The organism is Streptococcus sp. 4155 (genome assembly GCF_013276695.1).
In the GTDB taxonomy this organism is placed as follows: Bacteria; Bacillota; Bacilli; order Lactobacillales; family Streptococcaceae; genus Streptococcus; species Streptococcus pseudopneumoniae.
In genome coordinates this window covers 30,838-52,943 of record NZ_VMLM01000003.1, presented here as the reverse complement: position 1 = coordinate 52,943, position 22,106 = coordinate 30,838, and the positions used below count along the sequence as shown (strand labels likewise).

Below are 22,106 nucleotides of genomic sequence, written 5' to 3'. Positions count from 1 at the left end.
GTACAACTCAATAATAGCAGATTAATAAGAATTCAGGCTGATATGTATAACCGAGGAGTCATATATCTAACTGGTACAAACTTAAGGGAGTATATAGGTAGCGTTAATGTTAAGTTTTATAGAGAATAGAAAGGAAACAACACATGACACAATTTAATGAATTTATTATCGCTTTTGCGACAGGCTTTTTAGCAGTAGCAGTAGGCAGTATCGTGAAAATGGTGAAAGACTATCTTTTGCGTAAAGGCGGAGAGAAAGCGGTAATCATCGCTGAAATCCTAGCCAAGAACGCAGTTCATGCCGTGGAGCAGGTGGCTGCTGCGACAGGTTATAAAGGTGATGAAAAATTGGCACAGGCTCGCACTAAAATCCGGGCAGTGCTGACCAAATATAAGATCAGCATGACCGATAAGGACTTGGATACCTTTGTGGAGTCCGCAGTGAAGCAGATGAACGATGCTTGGAGGGAATAGGTATGGATATCGATACAAGCAGACTACGTACAGGCTTGCCACAAGTAGGCTATGCGCCATATCGACAAGTGCACGCTCACTCTACGGGGAACCGTAATTCTACCGTGCAAAATGAAGCTGATTATCACTACAGAAAGAACCCTGAGCTTGGGTTCTTCTCTCATGTCGTTGGTAACGGTCGTGTCATGCAAGTAGGCCCTGTAAACAACGGAGCGTGGGACGTTGGTGGCGGTTGGAATGCGGAAAGCTATGCGGCAGTTGAATTGATTGAAAGCCATTCAACTACAGAAGAGTTCATGGCTGACTACCGTCTCTATATCGAACTCTTACGCAATCTAGCAGATGAAGCAGGTTTGCCGAAAACGCTTGATACAAGCAGTTTGGAAGGTATCAAAACACATGAATACTGTACCAATAACCAACCAGACAATCATTCAGACCACGTTGACCCGTATCCATATCTAGCCAAATGGGGCATTAGCCGTGAACAGTTCAAGCAGGATATTGAAAGTGGCTTGACAATTGAAACAGGTTGGAAGAAGAACGATACAGGCTATTGGTATGTACACTCAGACGGCTCTTATCCAAAAGACAAGTTTGAGAAGGTCAACGGCACCTGGTATTACTTCGACGGCTCAGGCTACATGCTTGCGAACCGCTGGAAGAAGCACACAGATGGTAATTGGTACTGGTTTGACCAGTCAGGTGAAATGGCGACAGGCTGGAAGAAAATCGCTGAGAAGTGGTATTATTTCGACGTAGAGGGTGCTATGAAGACAGGATGGGTCAAGTACAAGGAGACTTGGTATTATCTTGACGGTAAAGAAGGTGCCATGGTATCAAACGCCTTCGTCCAGTCCGCAGACGGAACAGGCTGGTACTACATCAAACCAGACGGAACAATGGCAGATAAACCAGAGTTCACAGTAGAGCCAGACGGCTTGATTACGACTAAATAGAAAGGCTTCAAAATAGATTACACCAACCGCAGGCTCAGGCTTGCGGTTTTTTTATTTTACAAAAACACACATTTTGAACGATTAGAAAGCAAAATCACAATCCTATTGTTCAAAAAAGCGTTTACATGAAGAATATGGAGAGGAAATCGTGGTGTATTATTGTCAAAAACGGTGTTTTGTTAAAAATAAAAAACAGTGACCGAAATCACTGCTTATCAGTTGTAGCAAATTCATAAAGTTTTTCCGCTGTGAGAAGTGCCATTTTGTCCATACTTGTTTTTCCTTTTCTGAGGTCAGAAACGGTAGTCCATGGAACTCCAGCGCCTTGCGAAATAGCAGATGTAGACATCGAACTGTCTAACAATTCTTGAATAACTTTTCTCATCTTATTTGTCCTTTTTGTTTTTTAGATAAATGTATACATTAATTGCAATTATAAAAATAGCTATTGCACTAACCATTGCATTTCCTCGTTCCATTTGATAAAATAGAGGTGTGAGGGGCTTTCGCCCCAACCTCTTAGCGTTTACCTTTTTCTTTTGCGGGATTTCGGTTTACGCTTTTTGTTTTGCCTTGCGACCGTTATTGCGGTCACTAGACTTGCGATAGCAGTTACCGTTTCAGGAATATTGTCTATTGCCTTTTCAAGTAACCTAAGCCAATCTTCTTTGTTCAATTTCATCACCCCCTTTCCTTATCTTGATTATATTATATCACGGTATACCGAGAAAGTCAAGAGTTTTGATGAAGTTTTTTAAAAAACAGGGGGCAAAAAAGGGGCAAAAGTGTCGTAAACCTCTGTAAAATGATGTAAAAACATTTATTTAAAAGCTCAAAATATAGCTGTTTTAAAAGGTATTGTAAGATATAGTAAAACGATGTAAAGGTATTTGTAAAAGCCGATGAATTATAAAACCACGCATCCTATGTGACTCGTGGTTCTTTTTTATAAACTAGTAGAGTGTTTTGGTTGTACTTTTTGCTCAGGGTCGATGTAGTTGATAGCATTATTGACAGCAGTTGGAGCTTCTCCGAGACCTGTCGCAATCAAGTCAATTTTTCCGTCATAGTAGCAGCAGTCACCGATAGCATAGATACCTGCTTGGCTAGATTCTTGTTTGCTGTTGACAATAATCTTGTAACGATTGAGGTCGAGACCCCAGTTTTTAAGGTTACCGACAGAAGATTTGAAGCCATAGTTGACAAAGAGGTGGTCTAGGTCAATCGTTTCGGTTTCATCAGATTTGACTTTTGTGATTTCAAGTTTATCGAGCGTTTTTCCATCTCCAAGGAGTTGGCTAGGGACGAATGGTGTCTTGATGGTCACAGATGATTCCTGTAAGGCTTGGACACTGTGTTCCAAGGCACGGAAATTATCTCTGCGGTGGACAAGGGTGGTTGGTGAAATTTTTTCAAAAGCCAAAGCCCAATCCACAGCTGAGTCTCCTCCACCAAGAATGGTCACTTTTTTGCCAGCGTATTGCTGAATGTTGGAAACGTGGTAGTGGATATTTTCATAGCCTTCAACGCCTTCTAGCTCCAGAGGACGTGGTTTAAAGGCACCGCCACCCATAGCGATGATAACAGTTTTAGACAGGTGACTTCCTTTAGAAGTTGTAATGATAAAGCCCTCTTCTTGTTTTTCAATCTCAAGCACCGTTTCGTTGAGATGGATAGGGGTATCAAAGCTGTTTAGCTGTTCAATCAAGCGGTTAGTCAACTCTTCTCCAGTCAGATTTGAGAAACCTGGTACGTCTAGGATTTCCTTTTCGGGATAGAGAATAGCAGGTTGTCCACCTAGCTGGGGAAGAGAGTCGATGATTTGAACCTTAGCTTGGCGTAGGTGGGCGTAAAAGGCCGCAAAAAGCCCGACAGGACCACCACCTACAATGGTAATATCATAGAGTTGAGACATAGTTTCTCCTTTGTTTTTTCTAGTCAGTTTATTTTATCATATTTTTGCTCAATGTAAAATGGACTAGGATAGGGAAAAAAATGCCAGAAAATGGTATAATAGGATGAAAGTGTTTTGATAGGGAGGATATCAGGGATGAATTTTCAACAATTATCCAATCTGCAATATTGGACCAGTTTGTTTGCAAGTCCATGGACGATAGCTATCAATCTGATTGATATTTTGATTGTTGCTTATATTTTATACCATTTTACAAAAGCTATTGCAGGAACCAAGATTATGATTTTGGTACGTGGAGTTTTGGTGTTTATTTTAGCTCAAATCCTTGCAAATATGATTGGCTTGACTACGATTTCTTGGTTAATCAATCAAATTATTACTTATGGGATTATTGCGGCGGTTGTTATCTTCTCTCCAGAGATTCGGACTGGTTTGGAACGTTTGGGAAGAGCGACAGATTTCTTTTCCAATGCCCCTATTAGTGCTGAGGAACAGATGATTCGTGCCTTTGTTAAATCAGTTGAATACATGAGTCCTCGTAAAATCGGGGCCTTGGTTGCTATTCAGCGTGTACGTACCTTGCAGGAGTATATTTCGACAGGAATTCCCTTGGATGCTAAGATTTCTGCAGAACTTCTCATTAACATTTTTATTCCCAACACTCCCCTACATGATGGTGCGGTGATTATCAGAGAAGAACGTATCGCTGTGACGTCTGCCTATCTACCTTTGACAGAAAACACAGGGATTTCCAAGGAATTTGGAACCAGACACCGAGCGGCTATCGGTTTATCAGAAGTCTCAGATGCCTTGACTTTTGTCGTATCAGAGGAAACGGGAGGAATTTCGATAACCTATAATGGAAGCTTTAAGCACAACCTAACACTTGATGAATTTGAAACAGAATTACGTGAAATCTTACTTCCAAAAGAGGAAGCAGGTCTTAGTTTTAAAGAACGATTGCTAGGAGGATGGAAACATGAGAAAAAATAGTTTATATATCATATCCTCACTCTTTTTTGCTTGTGTCTTATTTGTCTATGCTACGGCGACGAATTTTCAAAACAGTACCAGTGCTAGGCAGGTAAAAACGGAAACCTATACGAATACAGTAACAAATGTCCCTATTGACATACGCTATAATAGTGATGAGTATTTTATTAGTGGTTTTGCTTCAGAAGTATCAGTGGTCTTGACTGGTGCAAATCGCCTATCGCTAGCTAGTGAAATGCAAGAAAGCACACGTAAATTCAAGGTTACTGCTGACCTAACAGATGCCAGTGTTGGAACGATTGAAGTTCCTTTGAGCATTGAAGATTTACCCAATGGGCTGACCGCTGTGGCGACTCCGCAAAAAATTACAGTCAAGATTGGGAAGAAGGCTCAGAAGGATAAGGTAAAGGTTGTACCAGAGATTGACCCTAGTCAAATTGATAGTCGGGTACAGATTGAAAATGTCACGGTGTCAGATGAAGAAGTGTCGATTACGAGTGATCAAGAGACATTGGATAGAATTGATAAGATTATCGCTGTCTTGCCAACTAGCGAACACATAACAGGTAATTACAGTGGTTCAGTACCTTTGCAGGCAATCGACCGCAATGGTGTTGTCTTACCGACAGTTATCACTCCCTTTGATACAACAATGAAGGTAACTACAAAACCAGCAGCACCAAGTTCAAGCACATCAAATTCAACTACAAGCAGTTCATCGGAGACATCTTCGTCAACGAAAGCAACTAGTTCAAAAACGAATTAAAAATAGAAAAAGGATTTTATAAAAATGGGTAAATATTTTGGGACTGATGGAGTCCGTGGAGAAGCTAATGTGGAACTTACTCCAGAATTAGCTTTTAAGCTAGGACGTTTTGGAGGCTATGTTCTTAGTCAACATGAAACGGAAGCACCGAAAGTCTTTATAGGACGTGACACACGTATTTCAGGGGAAATGCTAGAATCTGCCTTGGTAGCTGGTCTTCTATCTGTAGGAATTCACGTATACAAACTAGGTGTTCTGGCGACACCAGCAGTAGCTTACTTGGTAAAAACTGAGGGAGCAAGCGCCGGTGTCATGATTTCTGCTAGCCACAACCCAGCCCTTGATAATGGAATCAAGTTCTTTGGCGGTGATGGCTTCAAACTAGATGACGAAAAAGAAGCAGAAATTGAAGCCTTGCTAGATGCTGCGGAAGACACTCTTCCTCGTCCAAGTGCAGAAGGCTTGGGAACCTTGGTAGATTATCCAGAAGGCTTGCGTAAGTATGAAGGCTACCTTGTTTCAACTGGAACTCCTCTTGAAGGAATGAAGGTTGCCTTGGATACAGCTAATGGTGCAGCTTCTACAAGTGCCCGTCAAATCTTTGCAGCCCTTGGTGCTCAGTTGACTGTTATAGGGGAAACACCAGATGGTCTTAACATCAACCTTAATGTTGGTTCAACCCACCCAGAAACCCTTCAAGAAGTGGTCAAAGAAAGCGGCTCAGCTATTGGTTTGGCCTTTGATGGAGACAGTGACCGTTTGATTGCTGTTGATGAAAATGGCGACATCGTCGATGGTGACAAGATTATGTACATCATTGGGGAATACCTTTCTGAAAAAGGACAATTGGCTCAAAATACAATTGTGACAACTGTTATGTCTAACCTTGGTTTCCACAAGGCCTTGGATCGCGAAGGTATTAACAAGGTAGTCACTGCAGTTGGCGACCGCTACGTTGTTGAAGAAATGCGAAAATCAGGCTACAACCTCGGTGGTGAACAATCTGGGCACGTTATCTTGATGGACTACAATACAACAGGTGATGGTCAATTATCCGCTGTCCAATTGACAAAAATCATGAAGGAAACTGGTAAGAGCTTGTCAGAGTTGGCAGCAGAAGTAACCATCTATCCACAAAAATTAGTCAATATCCGAGTGGAAAATGCCGTGAAGGAAAAGGCTATGGAAGTGCCAGCTATCAAGGCTATCATCGAGAAGATGGAAGAAGAAATGGCAGGGAATGGTCGTATCTTAGTACGCCCAAGTGGAACAGAGCCCCTCTTGCGTGTTATGGCAGAAGCGCCTACCACAGAAGAAGTTGACTACTATGTTGATACCATCGCAGACGTAGTTCGAGCTGAAATTGGGATGGACTAAAACTTAGAAAACTAGATGAAAATAAAAAATTATGGTACAATAGCTTATAATATTGTAGCCGAGGGAGAAAGATATGAATCTTAAACGTGAACAAGAATTTGTTAGTCAGTATCATTTTGATGCGCGTAATTTTGAATGGGAAAATGAAAATGGAGCTCCTGAAACTAAGGTGGATGTGAACTTCCAATTGCTCCAACATAATCAAGAAAATCAAGTGACTTCCTTGATTGTCATCTTGACATTTATGATTGTATTTGATAAGTTTGTCATCAGTGGAACCATTTCACAGGTAAATCATATCGATGGCCGTATTGTCAATGAACCAAGTGAATTGAGCCAAGAAGAAGTGGAAACTTTGGCTCGTCCATGTTTGAATATGCTCAACCGTTTGACTTACGAAGTAACTGAAATTGCATTAGACTTACCAGGAATCAATTTGGAGTTCTAATATGAAACTAGCTGTTATCACAGATTCTTCTGCCTATCTCAGTGCAGAGACCTTGCAAAGAGAAGATTTGTATGTCTTGGATATTCCTGTCAATATTGATGGTGAGGAGTATGTCGAAGGCATCAATCTGACTGCTGAGGAATTTTACCCAAAAATGGCTCAGGCTTCTGAATTGCCTAAGACCAGTCAACCAAGTATTGCCAAGTTAGATGAGATCTTAACTTCGCTCAAAGAACAAGGTTATACACATGCCTTGGGGCTGTTCCTATCTTCTGGAATTTCAGGTTTTTACCAAAATATTCAGTATATGGTGGATGACTATGAAGGTTTAACCATTGCTTTCCCAGACACTTTGATTACAAGCGCTCCCCTAGGCATCATGGTTGAAAGCGTCTTTAACTGGCGAGATCAGGGCGATGATTTTGCTATCATTCAGGATAAGCTAGCTATTCAAATCAGCCGTACGTCAGCTTTTATCATGGTAGATGACCTGGATCATTTGGTAAAAGGTGGGCGCCTTTCAAATGGGGCTGCCATTTTGGGCAATTTGCTTAGCATTAAGCCAATCCTTTATTTTAACGATCAAGGTGTGATTGAAGTTTACGAAAAAGTTCGTACGGAAAAGAAAGCAACCAAGCGCTTGATTGAAATCATCAAGGAAACAACGACTTCAGGCCAATATCGGGTCATTGTCATTCATGGGAATGCTCCTGAAAAGGCTGAAGAATTGCGTCACCACTTGATTGAATCTGGAGTGGGTACGGATATTTCACTAGCTACATTTGGTAGTGTCATTGGAACCCACCTAGGAGCAGGAAGTATTGCTCTAGGTTATATTCCAGTGATTTAGTTGGCACTTTTAGACTAGTTAAGATGCCTTGTATCTTAGCAATTGAACACGGACTACCTGCCTCTTGAAAAAAGATGCCTGTCTTGCCTTTCGTGGCAAGTCAGCGTCATTCCCTATTTTTCATGGGCAGCTAAGGTCCTTTGTATCTTGATAATTGAACACGCCTGGGACCCTGTGTGAAAAAGATAGTTCTTCCAAGGAGTAGACACTTCTTGATCAGAATTCCTATTTTCACTTTGTGTTCTTACAGGCCTTGTATCTTAGACAGGAGTAGAGATGAGTATTCGAGTAATTATTGCTGGTTTTAAGGGAAAGATGGGTCAAGCTGCTTGTCAGATGGTCTTGGCTGATCCAGACTTGGACTTGGTAGCAGTTTTGGATCCTTTTGAGTCTGAGTCAGAATGGCAGGGAATTCCTGTTTTCAAGGATAAGGCTGATTTAGCAGGCTTTGAAGCGGATGTTTGGGTAGATTTTACAACTCCAGCTGTTGCCTATGAAAATACACGCTTTGCTCTTGAAAATGGCTTTGCTCCAGTAGTTGGAACGACTGGTTTCACGAGTGAAGAAATTACAGAGCTAAAAGTATTTTCTCGTGCCCAAGATTTGGGTGGCTTGATCGCTCCAAATTTTGCCTTGGGTGCTGTCTTACTCATGCAATTTGCGACGCAAGCTGCCAAATATTTCCCAAATGTTGAGATTATCGAGCTCCATCATGACAAGAAAAAGGATGCTCCGAGTGGAACAGCTATTAAAACAGCTGAGTTAATGGCAGAAGTTCGAGAGTCTACCCAGCAAGGTGCGCCTGATGAGGAAGAATTGATTGCAGGTGCCCGTGGTGCTGACTTTGATGGCATGCGCATCCACTCAGTTCGTTTACCAGGCTTGGTAGCCCATCAGGAAGTCATTTTTGGCAATCAGGGAGAAGGATTGACCCTCCGTCATGACTCCTATGATCGCAGCTCCTTCATGACAGGGGTGAATTTGGGAATTAAAGAAGTTGTCAAGCGTCATGAGCTTGTCTATGGATTAGAACACTTATTATGAGATTAACGCAAATGCCTTCTGAATTTCAGAAGGCTTTACCAGTATTAGAAAAAATTAAAGAAGCAGGATTTGAAGCCTATTTTGTTGGGGGCTCTGTTCGAGATGCCCTCCTCAATCGTCCCATCCACGATGTGGATATTGCGACGTCTTCTTATCCAGAAGAGACCAAGCAGATTTTTCCGCGAACAGCCGATATCGGAATCGAGCATGGAACCGTCTTGGTCTTAGATGGGGATGAGGAGTATGAGGTAACCACCTTTCGGACAGAGGATGTCTATGTGGACTATCGCAGACCCAGTGCGGTTTCCTTTGTGCGCTCGCTAGAAGAAGACCTCAAACGCCGTGATTTCACAGTCAACGCCTTTGCCTTGGACGAGACAGGGGAAATCATTGACTTGTTCCATGGGCTAGACGATTTAGAAAATCAAGTTTTGCGAGCGGTTGGTGTAGCTAGTGAGCGTTTCAACGAAGACGCTCTGCGGATTATGCGTGGTTTTCGTTTTCAGGCTAGTCTTGGCTTTGAGCTTGAGTCAGAAACCTTTAAAGCTATGAAGACTTTGACGCCACTTTTGGAGAAAATTTCTGTGGAGCGTACCTTCGTTGAGTTTGATAAACTCTTGCTGGCTCCGTTTTGGAGAAGGGGCTTGGCTTCCATGATTGAGAGTCAAGCTTATGACTATCTTCCTGATATGGCATCTAGCCAAGACAAGCTCAATAGACTGTTTGATTTGGAGACTGATTTCACCTTTGAATCTTCAGAGCAAGCTTGGGCAGCTCTTTTGTGGACTTTGGAGATTGAAAATGCGCAGCCCTTTTTGAAGGCTTGGAAGACCTCACGCCAGTTTGCCAAGCAAGTTCAGGATTTGCTGACTATTTTGGCTCTGCGTGAAAAGGGAGAATTGAGCAAGCGCGATTGTTATCGCTTTGACTTGGATTTACTTTTACAGGCTGAAAATCTTCGTCAGGCCCAAGGAAAAGAAGTTAATCCACAAGCCATCACAGAAACCTATCAGAGTTTGACCATTCATGACAAGAAAGAGATCCAAATCAACGGTGGTATTTTGATCAAGGAATATGGCTATCAGCCGGGCCCAGACTTGGGAGAGATTTTAACAGAGATTGAATATGCCATTGTCGATGGAGAATTGGAAAATGACCGTCAAGACATCCATGCTTATCTGAGGGAGAAAAAATGAGTGATTTTATCGTTGAAAAACTAAGTAAATCCGTCGGTGACAAGACCGTTTTTAAGAATATTTCCTTTATCATCCATGATCTAGACAGAATTGGTCTGATTGGTGTCAATGGAACAGGGAAGACCACTCTTTTAGATGTCCTTTCTGGTGTTTCTGGCTTTGATGGGGATGTCAGTCCTTTTTCAGCTAAGAATGATTACCAGATTGGTTACTTGACTCAGGATCCTGATTTTGATGATAGCAAGACGGTCTTGGATACGGTTCTATCTAGCGACCTCAAGGAAATCCAGCTCATTCGTGAGTACGAATTGATCATGCTCAACTATAGTGAGGACAAGCAGGCACGTTTGGAACGTGTCATGGCAGAAATGGACTCTCTCCAAGCTTGGGAAATTGAGAGTCAGGTCAAGACGGTTCTTAGCAAGCTGGGGATTCAGGACTTATCTACTCCTGTTGGGGAATTGTCAGGTGGCCTAAGAAGACGGGTTCAGTTGGCGCAAGTCTTACTTGGCAATCACGACCTTTTGCTTTTGGATGAGCCGACCAACCATCTGGACATTGCGACCATTGAGTGGCTGACCCTCTTTTTGAAAAATTCCAAGAAGACCGTCCTTTTTATTACCCACGACCGTTATTTCTTGGACGCTTTGTCAACACGGATTTTCGAGTTGGATAGAGCTGGATTGACCGAGTATCAGGGCAATTATCAGGACTATGTTCGCCTCAAGGCAGAACAGGATGAGCGCGATGCGGCTCTTCTCCACAAAAAGGAACAACTTTATAAGCAAGAATTAGCCTGGATGTGCAGACAACCGCAGGCGCGTGCGACCAAGCAACAAGCTCGTATCAATCGTTTCCACGACTTGAAGAAAGAAGTTTCAGGCAGTACTGCTGAGACAGACTTGACCATGAACTTTGAAACCAGTCGGATTGGGAAGAAAGTCATCGAGTTTCAGGATGTTTCCTTTGCCTATGATGATAAGCCAATTTTACAGAATTTTAATCTCTTGGTGCAGGCTAAAGATCGTATTGGAATTGTTGGGGACAACGGTGTTGGGAAATCGACCCTGCTCAACCTGATTGCAGGCAGTCTTGAGCCGACAACAGGACAAGTTGTGATTGGGGAAACTGTTCGCATTGCCTATTTCTCTCAGCAAATTGAGGGCTTGGATGAAAGCAAGCGAGTTATCAATTACTTGCAGGAAGTGGCAGAAGAGGTCAAGACCAGCGGTGGTTCTACGACTTCGATTGCAGAGTTGCTGGAGCAGTTCCTTTTCCCACGTTCGACGCATGGAACCTTAATTGAGAAATTGTCTGGGGGAGAGAAAAAACGTCTTTATCTCCTCAAACTGCTTTTGGAGAAACCAAATGTTCTTCTCTTGGACGAACCGACTAATGATTTGGATATTGCAACCTTGACAGTTTTGGAGAATTTCTTGCAAGGCTTTGCTGGTCCAGTTTTGACTGTTAGTCACGACCGCTATTTCTTGGATAAGGCAGCGACTAAGATTCTGGCTTTTGAGGATGGCAAGATTCGTCCTTTCTTTGGTCATTATACCGACTATCTTGATGAAAAAGTCTTTGAAACAGAGATGGCCAATCAAGTGCAAAAGGCTGAAAAGGAGAAAGTGGTCAAGGTTCGTGAAGGCAAGAAACGCATGACCTACCAAGAAAAGCAGGAGTGGGCAAGCATTGAAGGCGATATTGAAGCCTTGGAAAACCGTATCGCTGCTATTGAAGAGGAAATGCAGGCTAACGGCTCTGACTTTGGTAAGCTGGCTACTCTCCAAAAAGAATTGGATGAGAAAAATGAAGCACTCCTTGAAAAATACGAACGCTATGAGTATCTCAGTGAATTTGATAGTTAGAAGAATAGAAAAATCCCGTCTCATGACAGGATTTCTCTATTCTTTTTTTGTTTCCTGGTGGAAGACATTTTGCCAAGTTTCGTGGCGACGCCAGATACTGGTATGGACGATACCATCTAATTCATAGCAGATGAGTTTGGTCTTTTGACTGATGGAAGTGATTTGGATGTCCTTGATAGCAGCATTCAAGTCTTTTTCGGCTTTATAAGCCTCTTTATCCATCTGCTCTCCATCCTGACGAATATAGACAAAATCGTCAGCCAAGAGTTCTTCCAGTTGATTTCCTTGATCAATCAATTGTTCACGCATAAGCAATTTTTTATAGACATTGTCTAAAATTTCATCCTCAGGGATAGGTGCTGGCTCGATATGGACATCGGTGTCAAAGACGCCAAAACGCTCCTCCAGCATAGACTCGACCTGATCCGCGATTTCATGACTCTCAAAAACAGATAAGTCAGGATTCATTTCTAGCGTAATATCAAGGTAAATGTTGCTACCGTAGGTGCGACCTCTTTGCGACTTAACCTTGCTGATCTTGGGAATTTCCATAATGGCCTTTTGATAGTCCTCAAGCAGACGATCGTCAAAGCCATCTGAAAGACTAAAGGAAGACTCGATAAAGATATCATAGGCGGTCTTCAAGATAAAGAAAGTGATGATGATAGCAACCAGTCTATCTACAATCGGATAATTGAAACTGCTAGCTAGGATGGCAATAGTCGTACCAAGTGAGGTAACAGCATCAGAAAGATTGTCCTGGGCGGCAGCCTTCAGCGCCTTGGAGTTGGATTTCTTGCTGAGGCGAGTATTGTAGAGATAGACTAGAAACATAATCGCTGTAGAAATGATTCCTAGAGTTGCACCAAGAGGATCAATGACCGTTTCTTCACGACTGAGAATCTTTTGAATGGTGTCCCTCAGTACATCAAAGCCAACATAAAACATAATGATGGAAGTGATTAAACTAGCCAAATCTTCAATTTTCCAGTGACCAAAACGATGGTCCCGGTCTGCAGGCTGGCGCGCCATCCGAATCCCGATTAAGAGAGCCACATTTCCAATGATGTCCGACACGTTGTTAAAACCATCAGCCACCAAACTGGATGAATGCAGAAGATGACCAGTTGCTAATTTTGCTGCAGACAAGATTAAATAGGTTGAAATGCTGATAATGGCCCCACGCTCAGCCAACTTGAGATTTGAAATAGATTGCTTCATTCAACTTCCTTTCTAGTCACATAGCATTCTACCATTATACTGGTTTTCAAGGGAAAATTCAAATAGGACGGATAAAACTAAGAAAATACAAAGCAGAAAATGCTTTTTTTTTTAGGAAACATGATAAAATGATATCTGGAAGTTTATGCTTTTTTATACAAAAATATTAGCAAATACCAAAGGAGATTATATGAAAACATTGATTGTTATTCCTGCCCTAAATCCTCCACTTGATTTGATTCAATACATAGAAAAATTAAGGCAATCTGGTTTAGAAGATATTCTAATTGTAGATGATGGAAGTAGGTCAGAATGTGGTTATATTTTTGAACAACTAAGAGATAAACAAGGATGTCAGATATTAACCCATGCAAAAAATTTAGGAAAGGGTCGTGCCTTAAAAAATGCTTTTAACTATTTTCTGACAATGCCAAATGTAGAAGAATATAACGGGATTGTCACTGCTGATTCGGATGGACAACATAGGGTTGAAGATGTCTTATCTATGGTAGAGACAATTTCTAATTATCCTGACTCACTCATTTTAGGTTGTCGTGATTTTGATTCTGAAAATGTTCCACCAAAAAGTAAATTTGGGAATAAGCTTACAAAATTAGTATTTAAATTGCTTTATGGTCGAAAAATTACAGATACTCAGACTGGACTTCGAGGCTTTCCAAAGGCAATTTTACATGAAATGTTGGAGATTTCAGGTGAACGATTTGAGTATGAGACTAAAATGTTAATCCATACATTTGATAATTCAGTTCCCATCAAAGAAATAAGGATTGAAACTATTTACTTTGATGGGAATGCTGAAACTCATTTCAATCCTATTAAAGATTCATTGAGAATTTACAAAGTAATCTTTGCATCATTCTTTAAATATTTGTTATCTTCTCTTTCTTCCTTTTTAGTTGATATTGGATTGTTTCAGTTGTTCCTTTGGCTTTCCCTATCTGTAGGAATTCATAGGGGGGCACTGTTGATTCTATTATCAACTATTTTGGCAAGAATAATTTCATCTTATTTTAATTTTACAATGAATAAGAATTTTGTCTTTGATGGTGAAAAAAGGATTCATAAAACGATTGTGAAATACTATAGCTTGGCTGCTTTCCAAATGTTGTTGTCTGCAGCAATGGTGACAGTTGTTTGGAATATGTTTTCTGGTTCTGAAACAGCTATTAAAATAGTAGTCGATACAATCTTATTTCTCGCCAGTTATCAAGTTCAAAGAAGGTGGGTGTTTAGAGAGAAGGAGTTACCATGCTAATTGTTTTTAGAATGCTTTTATTATTTTTATCAATTTTTGGATATTTCAGTTTTTTTAGATTAAAGACGAAAATAGAAGTTTCTTTTATTCCAGTTGTGGTTTTTTCAGGTATTGGGACAATCATCTTTCTTTCAGGTCTTTTGAATATATTGAAGCTGACCTCGATTGTTCTTTTTTGTATAGGAATCTTTCTGAATAAATATTCTCTTTATTTGATAAGTGATAAAAAATATATTCAGCAATCCTTTTGTTTTTTTCTTGCTATGATATTCTTATTTATCCTTTTAAAAGATAATTTATGGATTCATTATGATAATTTTTCACATTGGGGGATAGTAGCTAAAGAAATTGTAACATATAATCAATTTCCTAATTTTCAATCTGACCTAATACAATTTCAAAGTTATGCGACAGGTAGTGCTAGCTTTATTTACTATATGTCAAAAATTACAGGTCTTCATTCTGAAGGATTTATGAGTGTTGCCCAATCTTGGCTAGTACTTAGTGCATGCTTTACATTTTTTGTATGGATTTCTAGAAATTCGAAAAAGTATAGTATCCCAGTCATAATGTTTATCATACTACTCTTTATAGTAAATATTCAGCCCTATGATTTACTTGTAGATACATTGTTGACATCATTAGCATTGGCTACTATCAACATAATTGTCTTTTATCAAAAGAGTTTACAAAAAATAACTTATCAGCTTAGTTTAATTTTTTTATTTTTGATATCTGTAAAAACAAGTGGTATATTTTTTGTGATTTCTGCACTATTTCTCATGATTTTCTATTCTTTTAGGATGAGAAAAGAATTACGGTTTCATATTTGGTTACAAACATTCTATGTAGTTGTTGGGATTGTCTTTGTAAACATTTTATGGAAAGCACATGTTTCTTATGTTTTTATTGCAGGAAATAAGTCAAAACATTCATTTAGTTTAGTGAGTTATAAGGAGAATTTGTTAGATAAAGGAAAAAGCAAAATAATTGAGATAATGTTTCAATATGCTCAACGAATTTTTTCATTTGATAATATTATTTTAATTTTGCTTGTGCTAATAGGGGGAGTTTTAATCTATTGTATTTTAGCTAAAAAGAAAATATTGGGAATAGAGTTAGTCGTTTTTCCTAGTTTAACTTATATTATTTATCATCTTAATTTGTTAGCTATGTACATTGTATCAATGCCCTATGATGAAGCAAAAAATTTAGATAGTTTCAGTAGATATAATATGACAATTGTATTATTTGTTTTGGGGATTATGCTCATTTATTCTTTAAAATACTCAGTACAGCTTTCTAAATATTTTCTCTATATGCTTTCTATTGTATTGATAGCTGTTGCTTTTATCAATAAAGAGGCATTTAATCAATTTATTACAAGTAAATTTACAGCAGATCGTTATAGAATAGAGGAAAGATTAAGAAGTGTATCCTATAAGAAAGGCATTCCTACAGTAGTTCAAATAAAAAGAAAATCACTATCTAAAGGATATTTATGGTTTCTATTGCGTTATGACTTGCATACAAAAGATGTTAGTATAGACTATCTTGATGAAGAAGTTTCGAATAATAGAGAAAGTGTTCAAGTATTAACTATTGATTATTGATTATTGATGAAATAGTAATGATTAGTCATGATAGTTTGACTGTCTAAGATGATTCAATTCCTTGAAAATTTTTCAAAATTTGGTATAATAGTACTACTCAAGGGAGTAGCTGGCAGAAACCTGTGATAGTGTCGTCATTCCGAATTTTATACTGAAAAGTATGCTTTCCGGCACTATCTTAAACAGCGAGACTTGTTATGATTAACAGGTCTCTTTTTGTTTGTCGTGAAAAGATGCGATGAGGGAAAAGAGAGTCTGTTTTGCACACAATGTCAAGGAGGAGACACATGTCAAAAGAACAAAAACGCCAAGCGTTTTATACTCAGAGTCCTGAAGAGGTCTTGAAGGCTGTGGATGCGACCGAGCAAGGTTTGTCATCAAGTGAGGCGGAAAAGCGCCTTGCAGAATTTGGCCACAATGAACTCGAAGAAGGTGAGAAACGATCAATCCTGGTCAAATTTATCGAGCAATTTAAGGATTTGATGATTATCATCCTAGTTGCAGCAGCAATTTTGTCAGTCGTGACTTCTGGTGGGGAAGATATCGCAGATGCCATTATCATTTTAGCCGTGGTTATCATTAACGCTGCCTTTGGTGTTTATCAAGAAGGAAAAGCAGAAGAAGCCATTGAAGCCCTCAAATCCATGTCTAGTCCAGCTGCCCGCGTTCTTCGTGATGGGCATATGGCGGAGATTGACTCTAAAGAATTGGTACCAGGTGATATTGTTGCCCTTGAAGCTGGTGATGTGGTACCAGCAGACTTACGTTTGCTAGAAGCCAACTCTCTTAAAATCGAAGAAGCAGCCCTGACAGGTGAGTCTGTACCAGTCGAAAAAGACTTGACAGTTGAACTTGCTGCAGATACTGGTATTGGTGATCGTGTCAATATGGCCTTTCAAAACTCAAATGTGACTTATGGTCGTGGTCTTGGTGTTGTTGTCAATACAGGGATGTACACGGAAGTTGGTCATATCGCTGGCATGCTCCAAGATGCGGATGAGACGGATACACCACTTAAACAAAACTTGAACAACCTTTCTAAGGTCTTGACCTATGCTATCTTGGTCATTGCCCTTGTTACTTTTGTAGTGGGTGTCTTCATTCAAGGGAAAAATCCACTTGGTGAGTTGTTGACTTCTGTTGCCCTTGCCGTTGCAGCCATTCCAGAAGGACTTCCTGCTATCGTGACCATCGTTCTTTCCCTTGGTACTCAAGTTTTAGCCAAACGACATTCCATCGTTCGTAAGTTGCCAGCAGTTGAAACACTTGGTTCAACTGAAATCATCGCTTCTGATAAGACTGGTACGCTGACCATGAACAAGATGACGGTTGAAAAAATCTTCTACGATGCAGTCCTACATGACTCAGTTGATGACATTGAACTGGGTCTTGAAATGCCCCTCCTTCGTTCAGTTGTCTTGGCCAATGATACGAAAATCGATGTGGAAGGCAACCTGATTGGTGATCCAACCGAAACAGCCTTTATCCAGTATGCCTTGGACAAGGGCTACGATGTCAAAGAATTTTTAGACAAATATCCTCGTATGGCGGAGTTGCCATTTGACTCTGACCGTAAGCTCATGTCAACAGTTCATCCACTTGCAGATGGACGCTTCCTCGTAGCTGTTAAAGGTGCGCCAGACCAACTCTTGAAACGTTGTGTTCTTCGTGATAAGGCTGGGGATATTGCTCCGATTGATGAGAAGGTCACAAACCTCATTCATACAAACAACTCTGAAATGGCTCATCAAGCCTTGCGTGTCCTTGCAGGTGCGTATAAGATTATCGATAGCATTCCAGAAAACCTCACTTCTGAAGAGCTGGAAAATAATTTAATCTTCACTGGTTTGATTGGGATGATTGATCCTGAACGTCCTGAAGCCGCTGAGGCTGTTCGTGTGGCTAAGGAAGCTGGAATTCGTCCAATCATGATTACAGGTGACCACCAAGACACCGCAGAAGCTATTGCCAAACGTTTGGGAATCATTGATGCAAACGATACAGAAGACCACGTTTTAACTGGTGCTGAGCTCAACGAATTATCTGATGAAGACTTTGAAAAAGTTGTTGGTCAATACTCTGTTTATGCCCGTGTGTCTCCAGAGCACAAGGTTCGTATCGTCAAGGCTTGGCAAAAACAAGGTAAGGTCGTTGCCATGACAGGTGACGGTGTCAATGATGCCCCAGCTCTGAAAACAGCAGACATCGGTATCGGTATGGGAATCACTGGTACAGAGGTTTCTAAGGGGGCTTCTGATATGATTCTTGCAGATGATAACTTTGCGACTATTATCGTCGCAGTGGAAGAAGGACGTAAGGTCTTCTCAAACATTCAAAAGACTATTCAGTACCTACTTTCTGCCAATACTGCTGAAGTATTGACCATCTTCCTATCAACCTTGTTTGGTTGGGATGTCTTACAGCCGGTTCATCTTTTGTGGATCAACTTGGTAACGGATACCTTCCCAGCTATCGCTCTTGGTGTTGAACCTGCGGAGCCTGGTGTCATGAATCATAAACCACGTGGACGCAAGGCAAGCTTCTTCTCAGGTGGTGTTTTGAGTTCTATCATTTATCAAGGTGTACTCCAAGCAGCTCTTGTTATGAGTGTTTATGGCCTTGCGATTGCTTACCCAGTTCATGTGGGTGACAATCATGCTATTCATGCAGATGCCCTAACGATGGCCTTTGCAACCCTTGGTTTGATTCAGCTCTTCCATGCTTACAATGTCAAGTCTGTCTACCAATCCATCTTGACAGTTGGTCCATTCAAGTCTAAGACCTTTAACTGGTCCATCTTGGTATCCTTTATCCTTCTCATGGCAACAATCGTTGTAGAACCGCTTGAAGGAATCTTCCACGTAACCAAACTAGACTTGTCACAATGGGGAATTGTTATGGCTGGAAGCTTCTCAATGATTATCATCGTCGAAATCGTTAAGTTCATTCAACGCAAACTCGGTTTTGACAAGAATGCGATTTAAGGGAGGTTTCGGATGTCAGCATATCAATTACCGACCGTATGGCAGGATGAAGCTAGTAATCAAGGAGCCTTTACGGGCTTAAATAAACCAACAGCAGGTGCCCGTTTCGAACAAAACTTGCCAAAAGGAGAACAAGCTTTTCAGCTTTATTCACTGGGAACACCAAATGGTGTGAAGGTCACTATCTTATTGGAAGAATTACTAGAGGCTGGTTTTAAGGAAACGGCTTACGACTTGTATAAGATTGCTATCATGGATGGGGATCAATTCGGATCAGACTTTGTGAAGCTCAATCCAAATTCCAAGATTCCAGCCTTATTGGACCAGTCAGGTACTGAAGATGTAAGAGTCTTTGAGTCTGCTCATATTCTTCTTTACCTTGCTGAGAAATTTGGAACTTTTTTACCAAGTAATCCTGTGGAAAAGGTAGAAGTTTTGAATTGGCTATTCTGGCAAGCAGGTGCAGCACCTTTTCTAGGTGGGGGATTTGGACATTTCTTCAATTATGCCCCTGAAAAATTGGAATATCCTATTAACCGTTTTACGATGGAAGTGAAACGCCAGTTGGATTTATTGGATAAGGAATTGGCTCAGAAACCTTATATTGCAGGCAATGACTATACGATTGCAGATATTGCCATCTGGTCTTGGTATGGACAGTTAGTTCAAGGAAAACTTTACCAAGGTTCTGCAAAATTCTTGGATGCCTCAAGTTACCAGAATTTAGTAAAATGGGCAGAAAAAATTGCCAATCGTCCAGCTGTTAAGCGTGGGATGGAAGTAATTTATAAAGAAATTAATACTCTTTGAAAATCTCTTCAAACCACGTCAGCGTCGCCTTGCCGTATATATGTTACTGACTTCGTCAGTTCTATCTGCAACCTCAAAACAGTGTTTTGAGCAACCTGTGGCTAGCTTCCTAGTTTGCTTTTTGATTTTCATTGAGTATAAGTAGCAAAAAAGTCATCTTCGGATGGCTTTTTGCTACAGTTGAGGGAAAGGGCTTGCAGTTATCGGCTTTTGTGCTATAATTGTTATAATATAGTAAAAAACAAGAGGAGTGTGAGGAAGTGGAAAAGAAAATTGTAAAAGATATTTTGTTTTTATCTCAGGTATCTCAGCCGGCAAGTCAGGAAGACCTTTATCTTGCCAGAGATTTGCAGTATACACTCTTAGCAAATCGTGAGACCTGCATTGGTCTAGCTGCCAATATGATTGGGGTGCAAAAGCGCGTGATTATCTTTAATCTTGGCTTGGTTCCCGTGGTCATGTTTAACCCAGTGCTTCTGTCCTTTGAAGGATCCTATGAGGCAGAAGAAGGCTGTTTGTCCTTGGTAGGTGTGAGATCAACTAAGCGTTATGAAAGCATAACGGTGTCCTATCGAGACATTAAGTGGCAGGAACAGACCATTACCTTGACAGGCTTCCCAGCTCAGATTTGCCAGCATGAGTTGGATCACTTGGAAGGACGAATCATTTAGGAGGAAAGCAAATGAAACGAATAGTCTTTGAACTTATTTTTATCGCAACGACCTGGTATATCTTTTTACCGCCCCTTAACCTGACCAGCTGGGAATTTCTCTTTTTCCTCTGTGGGCATTTGCTGCTTGTAGCAATCTTATTTGGCTTTGGCAAGGGAATCAATCTGGTCAAAACGGTTCATGTGCGCCACGGTAAGGCGGAAGCTGCCTTAAATCTTGAGGGTTTCAAAATCAATCGGTTAGGGAAAATTCTGTTAGCTTTGATTGGAGGAATTCTTCTCTTGGCAGCTTTGGTTTCCTTGGTAACTTCCAGCATGTTTCAGGCTAAAAATTATGCCAATGTAGTCACGGTTACGGAAAAAGACTTTACTGAATTTCCTAAGAGTGACACCAGTAAGGTTCCTATCCTAGATAGAAGTACTGCTGAAAAAATTGGAGACCGCTACTTGGGTTCCCTAACCGATAAGGTGTCGCAATACGTAGCGGCAGATACCTATACCCAATTGACAATTGATGGGAAACCTTATCGGGTCACACCACTAGAATATGCAGACCCTATCAAATGGTTTAACAATCAAGCCAAGGGAATCGGTGAGTATATCAAGGTGGACATGGTAACTGGAAATGCGGATTTGGTGGACTTGAAGACACCAATCAAGTATTCAGACTCGGAGTATTTTAACCGTGATGTCAAACGTCACCTGCGCTTGAAGTACCCGACCAAAATCTTTAAAACTCCATCTTTTGAGGTGGACGATGAGGGCAATCCTTTCTATGTAGCAACGGTTTACCAAAAGCAATTTGGACTTGCGGTTCCTCGTCCTGCTTCAGTCATTATCTTGGATGCTACAAATGGAGAAACCAAGGAATACAGCTTATCAGATGTTCCAGAATGGGTGGATAGGATCTATCCAGCAGAGGAAACCATTGAGCAAATCAACTACAACGGCAAGTACAAGGACGGTTTCTTGAATGCCATGATTTCCAAGAAAAACGTGACCCAGACTACCAATGGCTATAATTACTTGTCTATCGGTAATGACATCTATCTCTACACAGGTGTGACGTCGGCTAATGCGGATGAGAGTAATCTTGGTTTCATCCTTGAAAATATGCGAACAGGAGAAATTACTAAGTATAGCTTGGCTTCTGCGACAGAAGAATCAGCCCGTGAATCAGCAGAAGGTGCTGTTCAGGAGAAATCCTACAAAGCAACCTTCCCAATCCTCATCAACCTCAATGACAAGCCTTTCTACATCATGGGTTTGAAGGACAATGCTGGCTTGGTCAAAGAGTATGCTCTAGTAGACGCAGTCGAGTACCAAAATGTTATCGTAGCTACTACAGTGGAAGAGATGCTCAGCAAGTATGCCAATAAAAACGACCTTGAAATTGACAATGCAACGACAGAAAGCATCAAGGGAGTAGTAGCAGACCTCAAATCAGCTGTTATCAAGGGCGACACCGTCTACTTCTTTAAAGTTGATGGCAAGATTTACAAGGTTAAGGCCTCAGTATCAGATGACCTTCCTTACCTTGAAAATGGTAGAACCTTCGAAGGTCAAGTAGGAAAAGACAGCTATCTCAAGACCTTTAAAGTACAGTAATACTCTGCGAAAATCTCTTCAAACCACGTCAACTT

Annotated in this window: 20 protein-coding genes; 16 read left to right on the top strand and 4 right to left on the bottom strand. The window is 40.7% G+C overall.

Annotation, left to right across the window (positions count from 1 at the left end; all coding sequences use genetic code 11):
* The first annotated feature begins 143 nt into the window (after positions 1-143).
* The gene (locus HT715_RS00715) at positions 144-473 is read left to right on the top strand and encodes a phage holin (RefSeq protein WP_050207563.1); all 330 of its coding nucleotides are present in this window, start codon (positions 144-146) and stop codon (positions 471-473) included.
* A gap of 2 nt (positions 474-475) precedes the next feature.
* Entirely contained in the window at positions 476-1,432 is a 957-nt protein-coding gene (locus HT715_RS00710) for an N-acetylmuramoyl-L-alanine amidase family protein (RefSeq protein ID WP_023937751.1), read from the top strand.
* Between the two features lie 205 nt (positions 1,433-1,637).
* On the opposite strand, the gene HT715_RS00705 is transcribed toward HT715_RS00710, so the two are convergent.
* From HT715_RS00705 to HT715_RS00695, 3 genes are all read right to left on the bottom strand, one after another.
* On the bottom strand, positions 1,638-1,817 hold the full coding sequence (locus HT715_RS00705; protein WP_023937752.1) for a hypothetical protein: 180 nt from the start codon (positions 1,815-1,817) through the stop codon (positions 1,638-1,640).
* A gap of 141 nt (positions 1,818-1,958) precedes the next feature.
* Positions 1,959-2,117, bottom strand: coding sequence for a hypothetical protein (locus tag HT715_RS00700; RefSeq protein ID WP_205380761.1), 159 nt, complete (start codon positions 2,115-2,117; stop codon positions 1,959-1,961).
* A gap of 261 nt (positions 2,118-2,378) precedes the next feature.
* A complete protein-coding gene (locus HT715_RS00695; RefSeq protein ID WP_050261746.1) occupies positions 2,379-3,347 on the bottom strand; it encodes an NAD(P)/FAD-dependent oxidoreductase in 969 nt (322 codons plus the stop codon).
* 135 nt (positions 3,348-3,482) lie between these two features.
* Between HT715_RS00695 and cdaA the strand changes: the two genes are divergently transcribed.
* The 8 genes from cdaA to HT715_RS00655 all read left to right on the top strand — a co-directional run bounded on the left by cdaA (position 3,483) and on the right by HT715_RS00655 (position 11,889).
* Positions 3,483-4,340 (top strand): diadenylate cyclase CdaA, encoded by an 858-nt coding sequence (gene cdaA / locus HT715_RS00690; RefSeq protein WP_138707378.1) that lies wholly within the window; start codon positions 3,483-3,485, stop codon positions 4,338-4,340.
* Positions 4,327-5,106 (top strand): CdaR family protein, encoded by a 780-nt coding sequence (locus HT715_RS00685; RefSeq protein ID WP_138707379.1) that lies wholly within the window; start codon positions 4,327-4,329, stop codon positions 5,104-5,106. Before cdaA ends, HT715_RS00685 begins: the two co-directional genes overlap by 14 nt.
* Positions 5,107-5,130: 24 nt before the next feature.
* The gene (gene glmM, locus HT715_RS00680) at positions 5,131-6,483 is read left to right on the top strand and encodes a phosphoglucosamine mutase (RefSeq protein ID WP_138707380.1); all 1,353 of its coding nucleotides are present in this window, start codon (positions 5,131-5,133) and stop codon (positions 6,481-6,483) included.
* A gap of 73 nt (positions 6,484-6,556) precedes the next feature.
* Complete coding sequence (locus tag HT715_RS00675; protein WP_001050094.1) at positions 6,557-6,931, top strand: DUF1149 family protein; 375 nt, start codon at positions 6,557-6,559, stop codon at positions 6,929-6,931.
* 1 nt (position 6,932) lies between these two features.
* Positions 6,933-7,781 carry a DegV family protein gene (locus tag HT715_RS00670; RefSeq protein ID WP_050261743.1) on the top strand — a complete coding sequence of 283 codons (849 nt, stop codon included), beginning with the start codon at positions 6,933-6,935 and terminating at the stop codon, positions 7,779-7,781.
* A 276-nt stretch (positions 7,782-8,057) separates the two neighbouring features.
* A complete protein-coding gene (dapB, locus tag HT715_RS00665; RefSeq protein WP_138706471.1) occupies positions 8,058-8,825 on the top strand; it encodes a 4-hydroxy-tetrahydrodipicolinate reductase in 768 nt (255 codons plus the stop codon).
* Positions 8,822-10,021 carry a CCA tRNA nucleotidyltransferase gene (locus HT715_RS00660; RefSeq protein WP_138706472.1) on the top strand — a complete coding sequence of 400 codons (1,200 nt, stop codon included), beginning with the start codon at positions 8,822-8,824 and terminating at the stop codon, positions 10,019-10,021. The genes dapB and HT715_RS00660 overlap by 4 nt, the downstream gene beginning before the upstream one ends.
* On the top strand, positions 10,018-11,889 hold the full coding sequence (locus HT715_RS00655) for an ABC-F family ATP-binding cassette domain-containing protein (protein WP_138706473.1): 1,872 nt from the start codon (positions 10,018-10,020) through the stop codon (positions 11,887-11,889). Before HT715_RS00660 ends, HT715_RS00655 begins: the two co-directional genes overlap by 4 nt.
* Positions 11,890-11,925: 36 nt before the next feature.
* Here the strand turns inward: HT715_RS00655 and mntE are convergent, their stop codons facing one another.
* Positions 11,926-13,110 carry a CDF family manganese efflux transporter MntE gene (gene mntE, locus HT715_RS00650; protein ID WP_138706474.1) on the bottom strand — a complete coding sequence of 395 codons (1,185 nt, stop codon included), beginning with the start codon at positions 13,108-13,110 and terminating at the stop codon, positions 11,926-11,928.
* Positions 13,111-13,300: 190 nt separating this feature from the next.
* Here mntE and HT715_RS00645 point away from each other — a divergent pair, with 190 nt between their 5' ends.
* The 6 genes from HT715_RS00645 to HT715_RS00620 all read left to right on the top strand — a co-directional run bounded on the left by HT715_RS00645 (position 13,301) and on the right by HT715_RS00620 (position 22,071).
* A complete protein-coding gene (locus tag HT715_RS00645) occupies positions 13,301-14,386 on the top strand; it encodes a bifunctional glycosyltransferase family 2/GtrA family protein (protein ID WP_138707381.1) in 1,086 nt (361 codons plus the stop codon).
* Positions 14,380-15,999, top strand: a complete 1,620-nt coding sequence (locus HT715_RS00640; RefSeq protein ID WP_138706476.1) for a hypothetical protein — start codon at positions 14,380-14,382, stop codon at positions 15,997-15,999. Before HT715_RS00645 ends, HT715_RS00640 begins: the two co-directional genes overlap by 7 nt.
* Positions 16,000-16,286: 287 nt before the next feature.
* Positions 16,287-18,983, top strand: a complete 2,697-nt coding sequence (locus HT715_RS00635) for a cation-translocating P-type ATPase (protein WP_138706477.1) — start codon at positions 16,287-16,289, stop codon at positions 18,981-18,983.
* Positions 18,984-18,995: 12 nt separating this feature from the next.
* Positions 18,996-19,793, top strand: coding sequence for a glutathione-dependent disulfide-bond oxidoreductase (yghU, locus tag HT715_RS00630; protein ID WP_001277396.1), 798 nt, complete (start codon positions 18,996-18,998; stop codon positions 19,791-19,793).
* A gap of 260 nt (positions 19,794-20,053) precedes the next feature.
* Positions 20,054-20,464: a peptide deformylase gene (locus HT715_RS00625; protein ID WP_000412232.1), complete on the top strand. Its 411-nt coding sequence runs from the start codon at positions 20,054-20,056 to the stop codon at positions 20,462-20,464.
* Between the two features lie 11 nt (positions 20,465-20,475).
* Positions 20,476-22,071 carry a hypothetical protein gene (locus HT715_RS00620; protein WP_000822846.1) on the top strand — a complete coding sequence of 532 codons (1,596 nt, stop codon included), beginning with the start codon at positions 20,476-20,478 and terminating at the stop codon, positions 22,069-22,071.
* Positions 22,072-22,106 lie beyond the last annotated feature (35 nt).